The 20,207-nt window shown below is 54.0% G+C and carries 16 protein-coding genes and 1 riboswitch; of the genes, 5 read left to right on the top strand and 11 right to left on the bottom strand.

What is annotated here, in order from left to right; translation table 11 throughout:
* Nucleotide 1: 1 nt before the first annotated feature.
* From mraY to ilvI, 10 genes are all read right to left on the bottom strand, one after another.
* Nucleotides 2-1,084, bottom strand: coding sequence for a phospho-N-acetylmuramoyl-pentapeptide-transferase (mraY, locus tag C1N64_RS06355; RefSeq protein WP_033740254.1), 1,083 nt, complete (start codon nt 1,082-1,084; stop codon nt 2-4).
* Nucleotides 1,078-2,436, bottom strand: a complete 1,359-nt coding sequence (murF, locus tag C1N64_RS06350; protein WP_006117673.1) for a UDP-N-acetylmuramoyl-tripeptide--D-alanyl-D-alanine ligase — start codon at nt 2,434-2,436, stop codon at nt 1,078-1,080. The genes mraY and murF overlap by 7 nt, the downstream gene beginning before the upstream one ends.
* On the bottom strand, nt 2,433-3,920 hold the full coding sequence (gene murE, locus C1N64_RS06345; protein ID WP_054634504.1) for a UDP-N-acetylmuramoyl-L-alanyl-D-glutamate--2,6-diaminopimelate ligase: 1,488 nt from the start codon (nt 3,918-3,920) through the stop codon (nt 2,433-2,435). Before murE ends, murF begins: the two co-directional genes overlap by 4 nt.
* A complete protein-coding gene (locus C1N64_RS06340) occupies nt 3,907-5,673 on the bottom strand; it encodes a peptidoglycan glycosyltransferase FtsI (RefSeq protein WP_394515335.1) in 1,767 nt (588 codons plus the stop codon). The genes murE and C1N64_RS06340 overlap by 14 nt, the downstream gene beginning before the upstream one ends.
* Nucleotides 5,674-5,689: 16 nt before the next feature.
* Nucleotides 5,690-6,010: a cell division protein FtsL gene (gene ftsL / locus C1N64_RS06335; protein ID WP_006117670.1), complete on the bottom strand. Its 321-nt coding sequence runs from the start codon at nt 6,008-6,010 to the stop codon at nt 5,690-5,692.
* Nucleotides 6,007-6,948 (bottom strand): 16S rRNA (cytosine(1402)-N(4))-methyltransferase RsmH, encoded by a 942-nt coding sequence (gene rsmH, locus C1N64_RS06330; RefSeq protein WP_054688155.1) that lies wholly within the window; start codon nt 6,946-6,948, stop codon nt 6,007-6,009. The genes ftsL and rsmH overlap by 4 nt, the downstream gene beginning before the upstream one ends.
* A 2-nt stretch (nt 6,949-6,950) precedes the next feature.
* Nucleotides 6,951-7,409: a division/cell wall cluster transcriptional repressor MraZ gene (mraZ, locus tag C1N64_RS06325; RefSeq protein ID WP_006117668.1), complete on the bottom strand. Its 459-nt coding sequence runs from the start codon at nt 7,407-7,409 to the stop codon at nt 6,951-6,953.
* Between the two features lie 493 nt (nt 7,410-7,902).
* Entirely contained in the window at nt 7,903-8,913 is a 1,011-nt protein-coding gene (gene cra, locus C1N64_RS06320; protein ID WP_006117666.1) for a catabolite repressor/activator, read from the bottom strand.
* Between the two features lie 186 nt (nt 8,914-9,099).
* Complete coding sequence (gene ilvN, locus C1N64_RS06315; RefSeq protein WP_006117664.1) at nt 9,100-9,591, bottom strand: acetolactate synthase small subunit; 492 nt, start codon at nt 9,589-9,591, stop codon at nt 9,100-9,102.
* A 2-nt stretch (nt 9,592-9,593) separates the two neighbouring features.
* Nucleotides 9,594-11,318 carry an acetolactate synthase 3 large subunit gene (gene ilvI, locus C1N64_RS06310; RefSeq protein ID WP_006117663.1) on the bottom strand — a complete coding sequence of 575 codons (1,725 nt, stop codon included), beginning with the start codon at nt 11,316-11,318 and terminating at the stop codon, nt 9,594-9,596.
* A 903-nt stretch (nt 11,319-12,221) separates the two neighbouring features.
* On the opposite strand from ilvI, the gene leuA reads away from it, so the two are divergent.
* The 4 genes from leuA to leuD are packed head-to-tail and all read left to right on the top strand — an operon-like array spanning nt 12,222 to nt 16,896.
* Nucleotides 12,222-13,784 carry a 2-isopropylmalate synthase gene (gene leuA / locus C1N64_RS06305; RefSeq protein WP_006117662.1) on the top strand — a complete coding sequence of 521 codons (1,563 nt, stop codon included), beginning with the start codon at nt 12,222-12,224 and terminating at the stop codon, nt 13,782-13,784.
* A gap of 2 nt (nt 13,785-13,786) precedes the next feature.
* Nucleotides 13,787-14,878, top strand: a complete 1,092-nt coding sequence (gene leuB / locus C1N64_RS06300; protein ID WP_006117661.1) for a 3-isopropylmalate dehydrogenase — start codon at nt 13,787-13,789, stop codon at nt 14,876-14,878.
* Nucleotides 14,879-14,882: 4 nt separating this feature from the next.
* Nucleotides 14,883-16,280, top strand: coding sequence for a 3-isopropylmalate dehydratase large subunit (gene leuC / locus C1N64_RS06295; protein WP_006117660.1), 1,398 nt, complete (start codon nt 14,883-14,885; stop codon nt 16,278-16,280).
* 10 nt (nt 16,281-16,290) lie between these two features.
* Nucleotides 16,291-16,896 carry a 3-isopropylmalate dehydratase small subunit gene (gene leuD / locus C1N64_RS06290; protein WP_033740246.1) on the top strand — a complete coding sequence of 202 codons (606 nt, stop codon included), beginning with the start codon at nt 16,291-16,293 and terminating at the stop codon, nt 16,894-16,896.
* Between the two features lie 72 nt (nt 16,897-16,968).
* Here the strand turns inward: leuD and C1N64_RS06285 are convergent, their stop codons facing one another.
* Entirely contained in the window at nt 16,969-18,147 is a 1,179-nt protein-coding gene (locus tag C1N64_RS06285) for an MFS transporter (protein ID WP_033740244.1), read from the bottom strand.
* Between the two features lie 253 nt (nt 18,148-18,400).
* On the opposite strand from C1N64_RS06285, the gene sgrR reads away from it, so the two are divergent.
* Nucleotides 18,401-20,062 (top strand): HTH-type transcriptional regulator SgrR, encoded by a 1,662-nt coding sequence (gene sgrR, locus C1N64_RS06280; RefSeq protein ID WP_394515334.1) that lies wholly within the window; start codon nt 18,401-18,403, stop codon nt 20,060-20,062.
* A 35-nt stretch (nt 20,063-20,097) separates the two neighbouring features.
* A riboswitch (TPP riboswitch) is annotated at nt 20,098-20,202 on the top strand.
* Nucleotides 20,203-20,207: the final 5 nt, after the last annotated feature.

The following is a 20,207-nucleotide window of genomic DNA, read 5'->3' as shown; positions in this document are numbered from 1 at the left end:
ATTAACGTACCTTCAGCGTCGCCAGGCCAATCAGCACCAGCATGAGCGAAATAATCCAGAAGCGCACAATCACGCGCGGCTCTGGCCAGCCTTTCAGTTCGTAATGGTGATGGATCGGTGCCATGCGGAAAATACGCTGGCCACGCAGCTTGAACGATCCCACCTGCAGGATCACCGACAGCGTTTCAACCACAAACACGCCGCCCATAATCACTAATAAAAATTCCTGGCGCAGCAGGACAGCGATGGTACCGAGCGCGCCGCCCAGTGCCAGCGAGCCGACATCGCCCATAAAGACCTGAGCCGGATAAGTGTTAAACCAGAGGAAACCTAATCCAGCCCCAACAATCGCCGTACAGACGATAACCAGCTCACCTGCGTGACGCAGATAAGGAATGTGCAGGTAATCGGCAAACTTCACGTTACCGGTCGCCCAGGCGACCAGGGCGAAACCGGCCGCAACAAACACTGTCGGCATAATGGCCAGACCATCCAGCCCATCAGTCAGGTTGACGGCATTGCCGGTACCGACGATGACGAAATAGGCCAGCACAATGTAAAACAGGCCAAGCTGTGGCATCACATCTTTGAAAAACGGCACCACGAGTTCCGTCGCAGGCGTATCTTTACCGGCCAGATAGAGCGCAAAGGCGACACCGAGCGAAATCACCGACATCCAGAAGTATTTCCAGCGGGCAATCAGCCCCCTGGTATCCTTGCGAACCACTTTACGGTAATCATCAACAAAGCCAATGACGCCAAAGCCCACCAGCACCACCAGCACGCACCAGACGTAGGGATTAGAAGGATAAGCCCACATCAGCACCGACAACGTAATCGACGTCAGAATCATGATGCCGCCCATCGTCGGCGTTCCCCGCTTGCTGAAGTGCGATTCGGGACCATCATTACGGACAACCTGCCCGATCTGCAGCTTTTGCAGCCAGGCAATCAGACGCGGCCCCATCCACAGCGAAATAAACAGTGCGGTCAGCAGGCTGACAATGGCGCGAAACGTCAAATACGAAAAGACGTTAAAACCGGAATAAAATGCGACCAGATGCTCGGCCAGCCAAACTAACATGTTCCTTTCTCCTGTAAGCTCTGTACTACCTGCTCCATGGCGGCACTACGCGAACCTTTAATCAATACGGTCATTTCTTTGTGTTCGGACAGCAACTGGCGTAATCGTTCAGTCAGCGCCGTTTTATCGCTGAAATGTTCGCCAACTTCGCTACTTTCACTCATAAAGTGGCTGAACTGCCCGGTGCTTAATACCCGGTCAACGCCCGCAGCTTTGGCGGCCAGGCCGACTTCGCGATGAAGTTGTTCACTTTCATCGCCTAATTCAGCCATATCGCCCACCACCATCACACGGTAGCCGGGCATTTCAGACAGCACCTGTGCCGCCGCAACCATCGATCCTACATTGGCGTTATAGCTGTCATCCAGGAGCAGTTGATGATCTGAGAGCCGGACAGGAAATAAGCGGCCAGGAACGGACTGCAGGCTTTTCAGCCCGGTCTGCACCGCGCTAAGCGGTGCATCGACCGACAACGCAAGCGCCGCCGCCGCCAGAGCATTAGCGATATTGTGCCGACCGGGCAGAGGCAGAATAATGTCGATGTCACCACGGGGCGTATGCATGACAAAATGGGTGCCATCCTGGCGAATACGGATATCGCGCGCACCAAAGTCGCAGTCTGCGGCCTGCGGCGAGAAGCGCCATACCGTTTTACCGTGCAGATTCTCCTGCCAGCGTGGCCAGTCATTGCTGTCAGCATTTAAAATCGCCGTTCCCTTTGCGGGCAGGCCGTAAAAAATTTCACCCTTCGCTTTTGCGACACCTTCAAGCGATCCGAAACCCTCAAGGTGCGCGGCAGCCAGATTATTGACCAGCGCCGCTTCCGGACGAACCAGGTCGGTGGTATAGGCGATTTCACCCTGATGATTAGCGCCAAGCTCAATCACGGCATACTGATGTTCTGGCGTGAGACGCAGCAGGGTCATGGGCACGCCAAAATCGTTATTCAGGTTACCGGCGGTATGCAGCGTTTCGCCGCACTGGCGTAAAATCGCTGCGGTCATTTCTTTCACTGACGTTTTACCGGATGAGCCGGTCAGCGCAACGACGCGGGCACTGACCTGCTGACGCACCCAGGACGCCAGCTTACCAAAGGCGATGCGCGTGTCTTTGACAACGACCTGCGGCACCGACACAGGTAAATGCTTACTTACCAGCAAGGCTTTCGCGCCCTTGGCAATCGCATCCTCGGCAAAGTCATGTGCATCGAAGCGCTCACCCACAATGGCAACAAACAGACTGTCTGCGGTGACCTTGCGGGTGTCTGTCGTGACGGTGTTGAACGTCAAATCGTCGCCGTGCAGCGTACCGCTGGTGACCTGCGCTAAGGTGCGTAATGAAACCGGAATCATGCAATGCCTCCTAACAGCGTGGCGACCGTAGCACGATCGGAGTAGTCCAGCCGCTGATGACCAATAATTTGATAATCTTCGTGGCCTTTACCGGCGACTAACACAATGTCGTCGGGCTGAGCCTGCATAATAGTGCTGGTGACTGCCTGTGCACGGCCCGCGACAACGCGAGCGCGGCCCGGATCAAGGAGGCCGCTCAGAATGTCCTGCACAATCGCCGCAGGATCTTCGCTGCGCGGATTATCGTCAGTAATCACGACCACATCGGCAAACTGTTCCGCAATGGCACCCATAAGTGGGCGCTTACCTTTGTCGCGATCGCCGCCACAGCCGAACAGGCACCATAGTTTACCTTTACAATGCAGGCGGGCGGCGGCCAGTGCTTTCTCTAATGCGTCGGGCGTGTGGGCATAATCCACTACGACAGTGGGTTTGCCCGGTGCAGTGAAGACTTCCATCCGTCCGGTAACCGGCTGCAGTTTTGCGGCAACGCGCAGTAAATCATCCAGTGCATAACCCAGCGCCAGCAGTGTGGCCAGCGCCAGCAACACGTTACTGACGTTAAAAGCCCCCATCAGACGACTGTCCAGTTCGCCATCGCCCCAACTGGAGCGGAAACGAATGTGGGCACCATTGTCGTGATAGTTCACCTCGGTTGCGCGAAGCCAGCGACCGTGGCAGCCAGGCTGCAGGTTATTTTCCATCGAGACAGCAACCGCATCAGGCAGGTTTGCCAGCCAGCGGCGTCCGACTTCATCGTCGGCATTCAGGATGGCCACGCCCACCTGATGTTCAGAGAAGAGCAGCCATTTAGCTGATTCGTACTGTTGCATATCGCCGTGATAATCCAGGTGATCGCGACTGAGGTTGGTAAAGACAGCAGCAGCGAACGGCAAGGCTGCGACACGATGCTGCACCAGACCGTGGGAGGAGATTTCCATGGCGGTCAGCGACGCGCCCTTGCTGGCCAGTTCATCCAGAGTATGCTGGACGTCCACAGCGGAGCCGGTGGTGTTTTCGGCAGGCACGAGCTGGCCGACCAGACCATTTCCCACCGTCCCCATCACCGCGCTGGTTTCACCCAGCAGCTCAGCCCACTGGGCCAGCAGCTGACTCGTGGTCGTTTTGCCATTAGTGCCGGTGATGCCAATCAGTTTTTGTCTTTCGCCCGGCTGTTGGTAAAAACGCCCCGCCAGAGCGGAAAGACGCTGGGGCAACTGTGCAAGATAGATAACCGGCACGCCGTGCATTTCGCGTATTTCACCATCGCTCGCTTCCCCTTCGGCTTCCGCAATCACGGCGGCCACACCCTGGGCAATGGCCTGAGGAATGAAGCGGCGTCCATCAACCTGATGGCCGGCGATAGCGACAAACAGATCACCCGCAGCCGCCACCCGACTGTCCAGCGTCATGTCACGCAACGGGCGCGCAGGTGCACCGGGCACCCACGGTCCGAGTAAGTCGCGCAGGTTACGATCTGTCACTTGTTTCCTCACTTCTGTTTGTCACCAACTCGTTCTTGTCATTGGTCGGCAGCGCATCCGGCTCGATGTTCATGGTGCGCAGTACGCCGCCCATGATGGCACCAAACACCGGTGCAGAAACCGCACCACCATAATATTTACCGGCCTGAGGATCGTTGATGACCACAACAAGCGCAAAACGAGGACGGCTGGCAGGTGCCACGCCTGCGGTATAGGCGATGTATTTGTTCACATAACGCCCGTCCGGTCCGACTTTTTTCGCCGTACCGGTTTTAATGGCGACGCGATAACCTTTAATGGCGGCTTTCACGCCGCCCCCGCCCGGCAATGCAACGCTTTCCATCATATGCACCACGGTTTTCACCAGAGCTTCAGGAAATACGCGCTCACCGCCCACCGGCGGATCCACTTTGGTAATTGAGAGCGGGCGGGCGATACCAAAGCTGCCAATCGTTGCGTAGACTCGCGCTAACTGTAACGGCGTTACCATTAGCCCGTAGCCGAAAGAGAAGGTGGCCCTCTCTATGTCAGACCACCGTTGTTTTTTAGGGTATAAGCCACTGCTTTCCCCGACCAGCCCCAAATTGGTCGGTTTACCCAGACCAAAGCGCGAGTAAGTTTCTACCAGCGCTGAGGAGGGCATCGCTAACGCCAGTCGGGAAACACCGACGTTACTCGATTTCTGTAGTACGCCAGTCAGCGTGAGTTCGTTATAGCGCGCTACGTCTTTAATCTCATGACCATTTACGCGATACGGCACGGTGTTCAAAACGCTGTTCTCTTTCACCACGCCGCGTTGCAGCGCGGTCATCACCACCATCGGTTTTACCGTCGAGCCGGGTTCGAAAATGTCGGTGATGGCCCGGTTGCGCATCAGATCTTTTGGCGTGTCGCTGAGGTTATTGGGGTTATAGGCAGGGCTGTTCGCCATCGCCAGGACCTCACCGGTATTCACATCCACCAGAACCGCCGTTCCCGATTCGGCTTTGTTAAAGGCGACCGCATTATTCAGCTCACGGTACACCAGCGCCTGTAAACGCTCGTCAATGCTCAGCGTGAGGTTATGTGCCGCACGACTGTCCACCGATGAAATGTCTTCGATAACGCGCCCATAGCGATCTTTACGCACGGTACGCTCGCCGGGCTCACCCGTCAGCCATTTGTCAAAGCTCTTTTCGATGCCTTCGATTCCCTGACCATCGATATTGGTGAAGCCAATCAGATGTGAGGTGACCTGTCCGGCAGGGTAATAACGGCGTGATTCTTCGCGCAGATGGATACCGGGCAGCTTGAGTTTTTTGACGTATTCACCAATGGCGGGATTGACCTGGCGGGCCAGATAGATGAACCGGCCTTTAGGATTGGCATTTACGCGGGCGGCCAGTTGATCAATGGGCACAGAAAGCGCATCTGAGAGCGCACGCCAGCGACTGTCGAGCGTGATACCGCCCGCATCATGCAGCTCTTTGGGATCGGCCCAGATGGCGTTAACCGGCACGCTGACCGCCAGCGGACGCCCGCCGCGGTCGCTGATCATCCCCCGAGAGGTGGGCACGGCCTGAACGCGCAGTGAACGTAAATCGCCCTCTTTAACCAGTTTGTCCGGATTAATCACCTGCAGCCAGGCCACGCGTGATAACAGCCCACCTAAGGCCAGTAAAATGCAACCGCATAACAACGCAAAACGCCAGCTTACAAAGCTGGCTTTATCTTCTGGTTTTTTTAACTTCAGCGTTCTTTTTACGCCGCTCATTAGCAGTAACAGGTCCTTATTTTTGCACCACGATGTTTTCCTGCGAAGGATCAACGTGCTGCATCTGCAGCTTCTCGGTGGCGATCCGCTCAACGCGGCTGTGATCGCCAAGGGCATTCTCTTCCAGAATTAAGTTGCGCCACTCAATGTCCAGCGCATCACGCTCAAGCACCAGTTGCTCTCGCTGGGCAGTCAGCAAGCGTGTTTTGTGCGTCGTTGTCACGACCAGCACGGCAGAAACCAGCACAGCAATCAGCAACAGAAAAGGGAGTTTCCCTTTACGCATAATGTCGCCCGCGATGACAGCGGGTAAGCTGTGCCGTTCGTTGCCAATCATGCGTCAGTTCGCTCCGCAATTCGTAAAACGGAACTGCGCGCACGGGGGTTCTCTTTCACCTCCGTGTCGCCAGGTACCATTTTGCCCAGCAGCTTCAACTGACGCCCACCCAGTGCATTCAGTTGCTGCTCGGTCATGGGTAAGCCATGAGGCACCTGCGGCCCGCGGCTCTGATCGCGCATAAACCGCTTCACCAACCGGTCTTCCAGCGAATGGAAGCTGATGACAGACAAACGCCCTTGCGGAGCCAGTACATCGACTGCACCTTTTAATGCGGTGTCGATCTCTTCCAGTTCGCTGTTAATCCAGATGCGAATGGCCTGGAAACTACGGGTCGCCGGGTGTTTGAACTTGTCTTTAACCGGTGTTGCTGCGGCAATTACCTCTGCCAGTTCTTTCGTGCGCGTCATCGGTTCATCCCGGTTGCGTTCAACAATCGCCCGCGCAATCCGCTTCGCAAAACGTTCTTCACCATAGGTTTTCAGCACAAAGGCGATATCGGCCTCTTCTGCCTGCATCAACCATTCGGCGGCAGAGTGGCCGCGCGTGGGATCCATGCGCATATCCAGCGGCCCGTCACGCATAAATGAAAACCCGCGTTCGGCATCATCCAACTGCGGGGATGACACGCCCAGATCCAGTAATATGCCGTCAATCTGACCTGCCAGTTCACGCTCTGCCACATACTCCGCCAGCGCGGAAAAGGGGCCATGAACAATGGAAAAACGCGGATCCTTTATTTCAGCGGCCGCGGCGATAGCTTGCGGATCACGGTCAATGGCGATGAGCTTTCCGTTGGCGCCAAGCTGCGCCAGAATCAAGCGTGAGTGGCCGCCACGACCAAAAGTGCCGTCAATATAGATTCCGTCTTCCTTGATGTTGAGGCCATTCACTGCCTCATCCAACAGCACGGTGGTGTGTTTATAATTTTCCTGCATAGCTATAGCGATAAATCCTGCAACCGCTCAGATAAAGGCGACTGAGCTGACTGTTCTGCGTCAATATCATCCCTGACTTGTTGATACCAGGTCTGTTCATCCCACAGTTCAAACTTGTTGAACTGCCCAACCAGCATCACTTCTTTGCTTAAATTTGCATGCTGGCGAAGGGTATTCGCCAGCAATAAGCGGCCCGCATTATCCATCTGACACTCACTGGCATGTCCCAACAGTAAACGCTGCACGCGGCGCTCCATCGGATTCATGCTGGACAGACTCGCCAGTTTTTTCTCAATGATTTCCCATGCGGGTAAGGTGTAAAGCAACAGGCATGGCTGATGGAGGTCGATGGTACAAACCATCTGCCCCTGCGATTCCTCGTTCAGCAAATTACGGTAACGGGTTGGTACCGCCAGTCGTCCTTTGCTGTCGAGATTGACTAACGTTGCTCCACGGAACATGTCAGTCTCACCCCTCAGTTACCCATTTGCACCACTTTATCCCACTTTTTACCACAAAACGAGTTTAAGGATCGTAGGAAATCATTGTCAAGCCGGAGCGGCAGTAGAATATGATTATTTACCGAGGCGGGAATTAACACTGAAAAGGTTTCAAAACGCCGGAAGATGATTAATCAAAATTAAACTAATGAATAATTGAATAAAAAATTCAGCTCTGAAAAAAAACGGCGAAAATTAACACGTTTATTACGGTTGAATAATCCGATGCCGTTTTGAGACAGGGGACGCATTTTAGGGGATTTCTTAACGGAAGCCTAGCCACTCGCCTGATGTTAAGGGGCTAAACCAGCGTTAAGTTGTAAGTAAACAAGAATGGTCTGTTAACTTAATTTGTTAGAATGAATGTTAAACGCTTACGCTTTTTTACTTTGGATAAGAAAGAGTTTAAAAACAGCATTTAAACATCGGGGCAGACAAATCGCTGCCCGTATTATTAATTAGAAATTCTGCTTAATTGTCCGCGACGTAATAAATTGCGGCGAATACGCGTTAATCCAGGCTTGGGTTTACGCGGTTCATCAAGAGACGCTAATACTAATTCCAGTACCCGTTCGGCTACATCACGATGACGCTGGCCTACCGATAACACCGGGCACTCCAGGAAGTCCAGCAGTTCATGATCGCCAAAGGTGGCGATCGCCAGATTGGACGGCAGGCGGCCGTTACGCTTCAGGGTCACATCCATCACGCCCTGTAACAGGCCGAATGACGTGGTGAACAGCGCGTCTGGCATTGAGTGATCCTGCAAATACTTTTCGAACACGGCGGCCGACGCCGTGCGCTCAAAACTATTGCAATAGAGGAAGTCGATGGGACGCTCATCCCCTTTCCAGGCTTCTCTGAATCCCAGCTCACGCAGAAAGCTGACCGATAATTCTGGTAACGCGCCCATGAACAGAACGTTGCTGACCTTAAGCTGACGCAGTTCAGCCGCCAGGGCATAAGCATCGTCCTGGTCAGCACCGACCACGCTGGTAAAGTGTTCACGATCCAGCGCGCGGTCCAGTGCGATAATGGGCAGGGGATTGTTAATCCAGCGTTGATAAAAAGGATGCTCAGGAGGAAGTGAAGTGGATACGATAATGGCGTCCACCTGGCGTTGCAGCAGATGCTCAATACAGCGCATTTCATTGTCAGGCTGATCTTCAGAACAGGCGATCAATAACTGGTAGCCACGCTGGCGGGCCTGACGCTCAAGATAGTTAGCAATACGTGTATAACTGGTGTTTTCCAGATCGGGAATCACCAGACCGATCGAGCGCGTGCGCCCGGCGCGCAGCCCTGCCGCCACAGCATTAGGATGATAGTTATGCTCGCGGACCACCGCCATGACTTTCTCAACGGTTTTATCGCTGACACGATACTGCCGTGCCTTTCCATTAATGACGTAACTGGCCGTGGTGCGCGATACACCCGCCAGGCGCGCAATTTCATCCAGTTTCACTGTAACCCCACCGTTAAGCGGGTCTGATAACCCGCAGATAAGCTATGGACATTCTTTTATCACATCTAACAGCAGAAAAGTGCGCGGAGCAACCGCTTTTCTGATGGTGAACCTTGTTCTGCACAAAAAAGAAAAAACCCGGCATTTCGCCGGGTTACATTCGTTTTAGATCGTTACGGCGCGTGATTAACGCATTATCCGTTCGCCACGTGAAACACCGACGATGCCGGAGCGCGCGACTTCTACAATTTCAGCCACTTCGCGTACCGTGCTTAAGAATGCATCCAGCTTATCGCTGGTGCCTGCCAGCTGAACCGTGTAAAGCGAAGGCGTCACATCAATAATCTGGCCCCGGAAAATTTCTGCGCTGCGCTTTACCTCTTCGCGGCCATAACCTGTCGCCTGAATTTTCACCAGCATAATTTCACGTTCGACGTAAGCGCCCTGCCCTAACTCGGTCACACGCAAAACATCGACCAGTTTGTGCAGCTGTTTCTCAATCTGCTCCAGGACTTTCTGGTCGCCAACAGTCTGAATCGTCATGCGTGACAGCGTAGGATCGTCCGTGGGCGCAACCGTCAGGCTCTCAATGTTGTAGCCACGCTGTGAAAACAGGCCAACAACACGAGACAATGCGCCGGATTCGTTTTCCAGCAAAACCGATAAAATGCGACGCATAATTAAGTCCTCTCCGTTTTGCTCAACCACATCTCATCCATACTGCCACCGCGAATCTGCATCGGGTAAACATGCTCACTGCCGTCAACGTTAACATCAACAAACACCAGTCGTCCTTTTGCCAGAGTTTCCAGTGCCAGCGTCAGCTTCTCTTCCAGCTCCGCAGGATGACTGATGGCAATGCCTACGTGACCATAGGCCTCCGCCAGGCGAACGAAATCAGGCAATGATTCCATATAAGACTGAGAATGGCGGCCAGAGTAAATCATGTCCTGCCACTGTTTCACCATGCCCAGGAAACGGTTGTTCAGGTTCAGCACTAATACCGGCAGATCATACTGGAGCGCGGTCGAAAGCTCCTGAATGTTCATCTGAATACTGCCATCGCCCGTCACGCAAATCACGGTTTCGTCAGGCAGCGCCATTTTGACACCCAGCGCGGCAGGCAGGCCGAAGCCCATGGTGCCGAGGCCACCAGAGTTAATCCAGCGACGGGGTTTATCAAAGGTGTAGTAGAGCGCGGCAAACATCTGATGCTGCCCTACGTCCGATGTCACGTAAGCATCACCATTAGTAAGACGGCAGATGGTTTCGATCACGGCCTGGGGTTTGATTTTGTCACTGGTACGATCGTAGGCAAGGCACTGACGCCCGCGCCAGGTCTCAATCGACTGCCACCAGTCACGCAGACTGTCTAACTGCTGCTTCGCCTCCGTGTGATCAAGCAGTTCCAGCATCTGCTGTAACGTCTGTTTTGCATCGCCCACAATCGGAATATCCGCGGAGACCGTTTTGGAAATCGACGTCGGATCGATATCAATATGCATCACGGTGGCGTTCGGGCAGTATTTTGCCAGATTGTTGGTGGTGCGATCGTCAAAACGTACACCAACGCCGAAGATCAAATCGGCATTGTGCATCGTCATATTCGCTTCGTAGGTGCCGTGCATACCGAGCATACCTACGCACTGGCGATGGCTGCCAGGGAACGCACCCAGCCCCATCAGTGAAGTCGTGACCGGAATATTCAGGCGCTCAGCCAGCTGCAACAGCTCGGCTTCACACGACGACGTAATGGCACCGCCGCCGGCATAGATAACCGGCTTATGCGCCGCCAGTAAGGTTTGTAACGCACGCTTAATCTGGCCTTTATGGCCCTGAATTGTCGGATTATACGAGCGCATGCTCACTTCCTGCGGATAGTGATAAGGCAGCTTATTCGCAGGGTTAAGGATATCTTTTGGCAGATCGATAACCACCGGTCCCGGGCGACCGCTGGATGCCAGCCAGAACGCTTTTTTCAGTACCGTCGGGATCTCTTCGGTGTTTTTCACCAGAAAACTGTGTTTCACCACCGGGCGGGAAATCCCCACCATGTCACATTCCTGGAAGGCATCATAACCAATCAGCGAAGACGGCACCTGACCCGACAGAATGACTAACGGAATAGAATCCATATAGGCGGTCGCGATACCGGTGATCGCATTGGTTGCACCCGGCCCGGACGTCACCAGCACCACACCGACTTCACCGGTTGCGCGTGCCAGACCATCGGCCATGTGGACCGCACCCTGCTCGTGGCGGACCAGAACATGGTCGATGCCCCCCACAGTTTGCAGTGCATCATAGATATCGAGTACTGCGCCACCCGGATAACCGAACACTTGCTTCACGCCCTGGTCGATCAACGACCGGACGACCATTTCGGCTCCTGACAACATCTCCATTTTCTGCCTCCCGGCTTGAGGAACTGAATCCACTGGCGACGGCTTTTCCGCTAGCCATATGCATCCTGCCCTGTTTCGCCAATTAAAATCAAAACCTTATGTTTTTGCTAAGACCGCAGAACTCATTTCTGCGATCCAGATACAGAGAATTCTGCTGGGTTAATTTTTCTAAGAGTAGGTCGATTACCATAACCGTAGAAAAACGGGCTGGCAAACGCCAAACGCATTTGATGAAAGGCGGCGGGATTCAAAGCCTCTGCCCGCCAACTTTTGCCTGCGATTATTAAACTAAATACGTTCAATAATGGCAGAGGAAAATGCTGTGAATGATATTTTTTGTAGCCATATCTAAGAAATAAAAAAAACCTATGACGAACGGACTCAGCCAGCCATCTTTTCCTCATGCGTTTTTATGGCGTAATTATCTTATAAAAATTTAAAGCGCATGAGATTATGCTGCCTGAGATGGCCTGATTATGGATAAAGCGATACTGGAATATTAATTTATCATTATATTTCATCACCTTAAAAATCAGACTTTCTCCTGTAACCCCGTATCAGCAGTAATGAACGTCATGGGTTCTGTCCGCCTCGTTTAATACTCTGTGAGCGTCAAAAATGTCAGAACATTTTTCTTTGTGGCGGCTGAAAATAACCCTTCGCTTATGGTTGACATCGATTGTTGATTCCAGTACCAATAGATGCAGCAAAAAATTCACGGGGTTTGAAACATGTCACGTTCTTTTCGTCTATCAGGTCTACTACTTATCGCAAATTCTCTGCGCGGTAGACTTGTGGGCGAAATCAAACACTGATTCGAACCTGCTAAAAGTTAAAAACCCGCGCCTGTCGCGGGTTTTTTTATGCTCGTTGCAAGGCAAGAAACGCAAAAGGATGAACACGATGAGCCAGCAAGTTATTATTTTCGATACCACTCTGCGTGATGGTGAACAGGCCTTACAGGCCAGCCTGAGTGTGAAAGAAAAACTGCAGATTGCGTTAGCGCTGGAACGTATGGGCGTTGATGTGATGGAAGTCGGCTTCCCCGTCTCGTCACCAGGTGATTTTGAATCCGTACAAACCATTGCGCGTACTATTAAAAACAGTCGGGTTTGCGGCCTGGCGCGCTGCGTTGAGCAGGACATTGATGCCGCCTACGAATCATTGCGGGTTGCCGAGGCCTTCCGCATCCATACCTTTATTGCCACCTCGCCGATGCATATCGCCACGAAACTGCGCAGCACCTTACCCGAGGTAATTGAGCGGGCGGTGCGCATGGTAAAACGTGCCCGTAACTATACGGACGATGTTGAATTCTCCTGTGAAGACGGTGGTCGTACGCCCATTGACGACCTGTGCCGCATGGTCGAAGCCGCCATAAATGCGGGCGCAACCACCATCAATATCCCTGATACCGTTGGCTATACCCTGCCGAATGAATACGCCAACATTATCAGCCAGTTAATCAACCGCGTACCGAATATCGACAAAGCGATTCTGTCTGTGCACACACACGACGATTTAGGCATGGCCACCGGTAATGCGATTGCAGCGGTGCAGGCCGGGGCGCGTCAGGTGGAAGGGACATTGAACGGCCTGGGCGAACGTGCCGGTAACTGTGCGCTGGAAGAAGTGATCATGGCGATTAAAACCCGCCAGCAGATCATGAATGTTCATACCAACATTCACCATCATGAAATTTATCGTACCAGCCAGATGATAAGCCAGATCTGCAATATGCCGATTCCGGCCAACAAAGCGGTTGTCGGATCGAACGCGTTTGCCCACTCGTCGGGCATTCATCAGGACGGCGTGATTAAGAATCGTGAAAACTATGAAATCCTGACGCCAGAATCCATTGGCCTGCATAAAATTCAGCTTAATCTGACATCCCGTTCCGGTCGTGCAGCGGTAAAACATCGCATGGAAGAGATGGGCTACACAGAGAGCGAATACAATCTGGATTCCCTGTATGACGCTTTCCTGAAACTGGCGGACAAGAAAGGTCAGGTTTTTGACTACGACCTGGAAGCGCTGGCTTTCATCGACAAACAAAACGAAGAGCCTGAATTTTTCCAACTGAATGATTTCACTGTGCAGTCAGGCTCCAGTATTACGGCGACCGCGTCGGTCAATCTGGGTTGTGGCGAACAGACGAAATCAGAAGCGGCGACCGGGAACGGTCCGGTTGATGCGGTTTATCAGGCCATTAACCGAATTACCCAGTTCAATGCCGAGCTGGTTAATTACAAGCTGACGGCAAAAGGCCACGGCGAAAATGCCTTGGGCCAGGTCGATATTGTGGTGAGCTACAACAACCGCAAATTCCACGGCGTTGGTCTGGCGACAGATATCGTCGAATCGTCTGCCAAAGCGATGGTGAACGCCTTAAACAACATCTGGCGAGCCAAACAGGTCGAGAAAGAGTTACAGCGCAAGTCTAAAGATCAGAAGGAAACGGTGTAATCATGTCAAACTCTTCACATATCGCAGTACTGGCGGGCGACGGTATCGGCCCGGAAGTGATGGCGCAGGCTATCAAGGTATTAGATGCCGTTCGTCAGCGCTTTAATCTGCGTATTACCACCAGCGAATACGATGTGGGCGGCATCGCCATTGACCGCCATGGTGAACCGCTCCCCCCGGCCACTGTAGCCGGTTGTGAGCAGGCTAATGCGATTCTGTTCGGTTCCGTGGGCGGGCCAAAATGGGAACACCTGCCCCCGGCTTCCCAGCCCGAACGTGGCGCGCTGCTTCCCCTGCGTAAGCATTTTAAACTGTTCAGTAACCTGCGCCCGGCGGCGCTGTACAGTGGTCTCGAAGCGTTTTGTCCACTGCGCAGCGATATCGCGGCACGCGGTTTCGACATTCTGTGTGTCCGTGAACTGACCGGCGGCATCTATTTTGGTCAGCCGAAAGGACGTGAAGGCAGCGGTCCGCATGAACGCGCGTTTGATACCGAAGTCTACCATCGCTTTGAAATCGAACGTATTGCACGTCAGGCTTTCGAGTCCGCCCGCAAGCGCCGCAACAAAGTGACCTCCGTGGATAAAGCCAACGTACTGCAAACCTCGGTCATGTGGCGCGAGATCGTCAACGAGATTGCGAAAGATTATCCCGATGTGCAGTTGAGCCATATGTACATCGACAATGCCACCATGCAGCTGATTAAAGATCCTTCTCAGTTCGACGTGCTGCTGTGCTCAAACCTGTTTGGCGACATTCTGTCAGACGAGTGCGCGATGATCACCGGTTCTATGGGCATGCTGCCCTCAGCCAGCCTGAGCGAAGATGGCTTTGGCCTCTACGAACCGGCTGGCGGCTCCGCACCGGATATCGCCGGGCAGAACATTGCCAACCCGATTGCTCAGATTTTGTCGCTGTCACTGCTGCTGCGCTACAGCCTGAACGCCGATGAGGCCGCTGCCAGTATTGAACGCGCCATCAGCCGTGCGTTAGCCGAAGGTTACCGCACCAAAGATTTAGCCGGTGATGGCCCTGCGATTAGCACCGATGAGATGGGCAGCATCATTGCTCGCTTTGTCGCCGAGGAAAAATAATAAAATGAAAACTTTATACCAGAAGTTATTTGATGCACATGTCGTTCACGAAGCGCCGAATGAAACGCCGCTGCTCTATATTGACCGTCACCTGATTCATGAGGTGACCTCACCGCAGGCGTTTGATGGCTTGCGGGCGCACGGTCGTAAAGTGCGCCAGCCGTCGAAAACCTTCGCCACCATGGATCACAACGTTTCTACCCAGACCAAAGATATTCATGCCTCGGGTGAAATGGCCCGTATTCAGATGCAGGAGCTGATCAAGAACTGTGCGGAATTTGGCGTGCAGTTATATGACCTGAATCACCCGTTCCAGGGCATCGTGCACGTCATCGGTCCGGAACAAGGCATGACCTTACCGGGCATGACCATTGTCTGCGGTGACTCGCACACGGCTACACACGGCGCTTTTGGCTCGCTGGCCTTCGGTATCGGTACCTCTGAAGTCGAGCATGTTTTTGCCACCCAAACCCTGAAACAGGGCCGTGCTAAAACCATGAAGATTGAAGTGACAGGTACGGTTGCCCCGGGCATTACGGCGAAAGACATCGTGCTGGCCATTATCGGCAAAACCGGCAGCGCGGGCGGTACCGGCCATGTTGTCGAATTCTGTGGTTCCGCGATCGAAGCGCTGAGCATGGAAGGCCGCATGACGCTGTGTAACATGGCTATCGAGATGGGCGCAAAAGCCGGTCTGGTGGCCCCCGATGAAACCACCTTCGCCTACCTGAAAGGACGTCAGTTTTCACCGGAAGGTGAGAAATGGGCGCAGGCCGTTGAATACTGGCGCACGCTGAAGTCCGATCCGGACGCGAAATTTGACCGCGTCGTGACGCTGCGTGCAGAAGAGATCGCCCCGCAGGTTACCTGGGGAACGAACCCTGGGCAGGTTATCGCGGTGGATGCGCAGATTCCCGACCCGGCCTCGTTTGCGGATCCCGTGGAGCGGGCATCCGCAGAGAAGGCGCTGGCTTATATGAACCTGCAACCCGGTATCAAACTGACCGACGTCAGCATCGATAAAGTCTTTATTGGTTCCTGCACTAACTCGCGCATTGAAGATCTGCGCGCCGCCGCCGCGATTGCCAAAGGGCGTAAAGTTGCGCCGGGCGTTCAGGCTCTGGTGGTGCCAGGTTCAGGCCCGGTTAAAGCCCAGGCCGAAGCCGAAGGGCTGGATAAGATCTTTATTGAGGCCGGATTTGAATGGCGCCTGCCTGGCTGCTCCATGTGTCTGGCGATGAATAACGACCGCCTGAATCCCGGCGAGCGTTGTGCTTCAACCAGTAACCGTAACTTCGAAGGCCGCCAGGGCCGTGGCGGACGGACACATTTGGTCAGCCCGGCGATGGCCGCTGCTGCTGCCGTTAATGGCCATTTCGCTGATATTCGCAGCCTGACATAAGGACGCCATCATGGCAGAAAAATTTACGCAACATACGGGTTTGGTGGTGCCACTGGATGCCGCTAACGTCGACACCGACGCCATCATTCCAAAGCAGTTTTTGCAGAAAGTGACGCGTGTTGGTTTCGGTGCGCATCTGTTTAACGACTGGCGTTTCCTGGACGATCACGGCCTGGAGCCCAATCCGGATTTCGTGCTCAATTTCCCGGAGTACAAAGGGGCGTCCATCCTGCTGGCACGTGAAAACTTTGGCTGTGGTTCGTCACGTGAGCATGCGCCATGGGCACTAACCGATTACGGTTTTAAAGTCGTCATCGCGCCGAGCTTTGCCGATATTTTTTATGGCAACAGCTTTAATAACCAACTGCTGCCGGTCACGTTGACTGAGGAGCAGGTAGACGAATTGTTTACCCTGGTAAAAGCCCGTCCGGGCATCCGCTTCGAAGTGGATCTGGAAGCGCAGGTGGTTAAAGCCGGCGACAAGACCTACAGCTTTAAGATTGATGATTTCCGTCGCCACTGCATGCTGAACGGACTGGACAGCATCGGCCTGACGCTGCAGCACGAAAGCGCGATTTCAGCTTACGAAAATAACCAGCCCGCCTTTATGCGCTAAGCTTCGTTATCACCGTACGGCCCGGTCTGCTGACCGGGCTTTTTTTTGCCCTGCGCATCTCACAGGCGCGGATCACGCCTCTTTGACTCTTCTGATCATCACCAACGTAACCAGCGAAATCGCTGCAATCACCCAGTACACACTGCCGTGCCCAAAATGTTCAACCAGCGCACCCTGACATAGCCCCGCCAGGATAATCCCGGTCGAAATGCTGTTAGTAAACAGGGTGGTGGCCGCGCCCGCCCGTCCAGGCATCAGATCCTGAAACCACAACATGCCAATGCCTGCGACCACGCCGATAAACAGGGCGTTAAACACCTGCAGGATCAGCAGCGCCAGATGGCTGTGAAACAGGATAAGGCCGCTGTAGAACACGACGGCAGCAGCCACGGCGGCGGCCATCATATTCCGCTTGCCCCATCGTTTGGCGTAAAAGCCCGCCACGATCATGACCGGGATCTCCAGCCCTGCAGCCGTGCCCATTAAGATTCCGGCCAGATTTTCAGGTAAGCCCAGATCCGTACTGATCCATAACGGCATGTCGATGATATACATGGTGTTGCAGGTCCACATCAGCGTCGATGCGGCAAACAAAATACGCACATCACGAATACGCCAGCCACTCAGCGGAATTCCGCCTGACTGCATCAGGGACGCGGTGCGCGGCACCGAGGGCACCGTAAACCAGATCAGCAGAAAACAGAGAAAAAACAGCCCGGCGGCCACGCTGAACAACGTGACAAAGCCAAAATTCAGCGCCAGCGCAAATGACAATGGCGGGCCAATCACCCAGGCCAGCGAGACCTGAGCACGCATGACAGAGCTGAACATCACCACTTCGCGCGAAGCACTGTCGGCATATTCACGCGCCAGGGCAAAAAGCTGCGGCATGGCGACATTCGCCAGCGACGACAGCAGTACGCCCAGCGTTATCAGCGTCAGATAATGGCGGGTAAAGGCGAACAGGAGCGCGTTTGCCAATGCCAGCATGCAGCACAGCAAGATGATATTGCGGCGATCGCCGACCCGGTCAGAACGTTTTGCGATCATCATGCTCACCACAATCCCGGCAACGGCATTGAGGGTAAAAAACAGCCCAACCCACAGCGGCGGCACCTGCACTTCTCGCGATAAAAACAGGCTCAGCGTCGGTGCCTGAAGCGCGCCCGCTACGCCGAGGATAAAGGCGGTCACCATAAAAGCGAAAAACACTGGATTGAAACGGCGCGAGAATGCTAACAAAGATTTCATGCCTTATCCCTGACAGAACAACAATAGAAACGGGAAGCGTGTCCCCCGACCATAACCTGCAACGTAAAAAAAACCAGCAGAATAACTCTGCTGGCAAAATCGTAGCACACTACTCAGAAGGGACGGGCATCGCTGCCGTCCATGTCAGAGCGCCATCCATCGCTGAATGCCTCCCGCTCTTCCAATGCGAGAAAGTTTGCCTCTAAAATAGGGCAGGAAAAACAGAGCAGGTTTCAGAGGGAGTTCCTCTTTTATGTCGTCATCACGTCTGAAGCAGCAGTTCATTCGTCTGTGGCAGAGCTGTCAGGGGCAATCGCAGGAAACCACCCTGGTTGAACTGGCCGACGCCCTGCACTGTTCACGTCGCCATATGCGGAACCTGCTTAACAGGATGCAGGAAGCCGGCTGGCTCACCTGGCAGGCGGAGGCCGGACGGGGCAAGCGATCCGTGCTCACCTTCTGCTACACCGGACTAACCTTGCAGCAGCAGCGCGCTGAAGACCTGCTGGAACAGGATCGTATTGATCAACTGGTGCAGCTTGTCGGCGATAAAGATCAGGTCAGACAGATGATCAGCGCGCATCTGGGCCGCAGTTTCCGGCAGGGAAAACATATTCTGCGCGTTCTCTACTATCGCCCTCTGCTCAATCTGCTGCCTGGATCGCCCCTGCGTCGGTCAGAAACCCATATCGCTCGCCAGATTTTTAGCGGTCTGACACGCATAAATGAGGAAAAGGGGGAAATCGAAGCCGATATCGCTCATCACTGGCAGCAACATTCGGATCGACACTGGCGCTTTTATTTACGTCCGGCTATCCGTTTCCATCATGGCCGGGAACTCGACATGGACGATGTGATTGCCAGCCTTGAGCGCCTGCGCCAGCATCCGCTGTTTTGCCATCTTCAGCGACTTGACTCCCCTGCCCCCTGGACGCTGGATATCTATTTAGATCAGCCCGACCGCTGGCTACCCTGGCTGTTGGGCAGCGTCAGCGCCATGATTCTGCCGCGCGAGTGGCCCGATATGCGCGATTTTGCCCGTCAGCCCATAGGGACAGGGCCCTATCGGGTCATCCGCAATCAGCAAAGTCAGCTGAAGATCGAAGCCTTCGACGACTACTTTGGCTATCGCGCCTTGATCGATGACGTGTCGGTATGGGTGCTGCCCGAAATCAGTGACGAAGTGGTTTATGCCGGTGTTCGCCTGCAGGGCGAACAGGCCGATGAGAAACAGGAAGAGAGTCGGCTTGAAGAGGGCTGCTACTTTTTACTGTTTGACCAGCGCTCCGCGAAGGCAGGCGAACCGGGCATTCGACGCTGGCTTAGCTTCCTGCTTAACCCCATTGCCTTACTGAACAATGCTGATCTGGGTTACCAGCGTTACTGGTTTCCTGCTTACGGCCTGCTGCCCCGCTGGCACCACCGGCGTGATTTGACACCGGTAGAAAAACCCGCAGGCCTGACGCACCTGACGCTGACCGTTTATAACCAGCACATTGAGCACGTCAGTATCACCGATGCCTTGCGTCCACTACTGGCGCAACACGATGTGACGCTGGACGTGCGTGAGGTCAGTTATGAATCCTGGCATCAGGGCACAGGTGAAAGCGATATCTGGCTCGGCAGCGTCAACTTTACCCTGCCCCTGGACTATTCTCTGTTTGCGCTGTTATACGAAGTCCCGTTGTTGCAGCACTGCCTGCCGGTGAACTGGCAGCAGGATGCTGCGCGCTGGCGTGAGAAAACGCTCCCCCTTGCTGAATGGGCGAAACAGCTGGTTGAAAGCAACTGGCTTCATCCGTTGTTTCATCACTGGCTGCTGCTGGAAGGCCAGCGCAGTATGCGCGGAGTACGGATGAATACGCTGGGGTGGTTTGACTTTAAATCCGCCTGGTTTGCACCGCCCACGCTGTGATCCTTTCCCGGCGGGCATTAAATGACTAGAATGTGACGTTCTCAACGGGGTGCCTCTTTCCATCATGTCAGAGCGCTGAGATATACCCGTCGAACCTGAATCGGTTAATGCCGACGTAGGGATTTGAGAGGCAACTTTGCTCAGA

The organism is Pantoea sp. SGAir0215, assembly GCF_043543215.1.
Note: the sequence above shows the minus strand (reverse complement) of the source record. Positions and strands in the feature narration are given on the sequence as shown.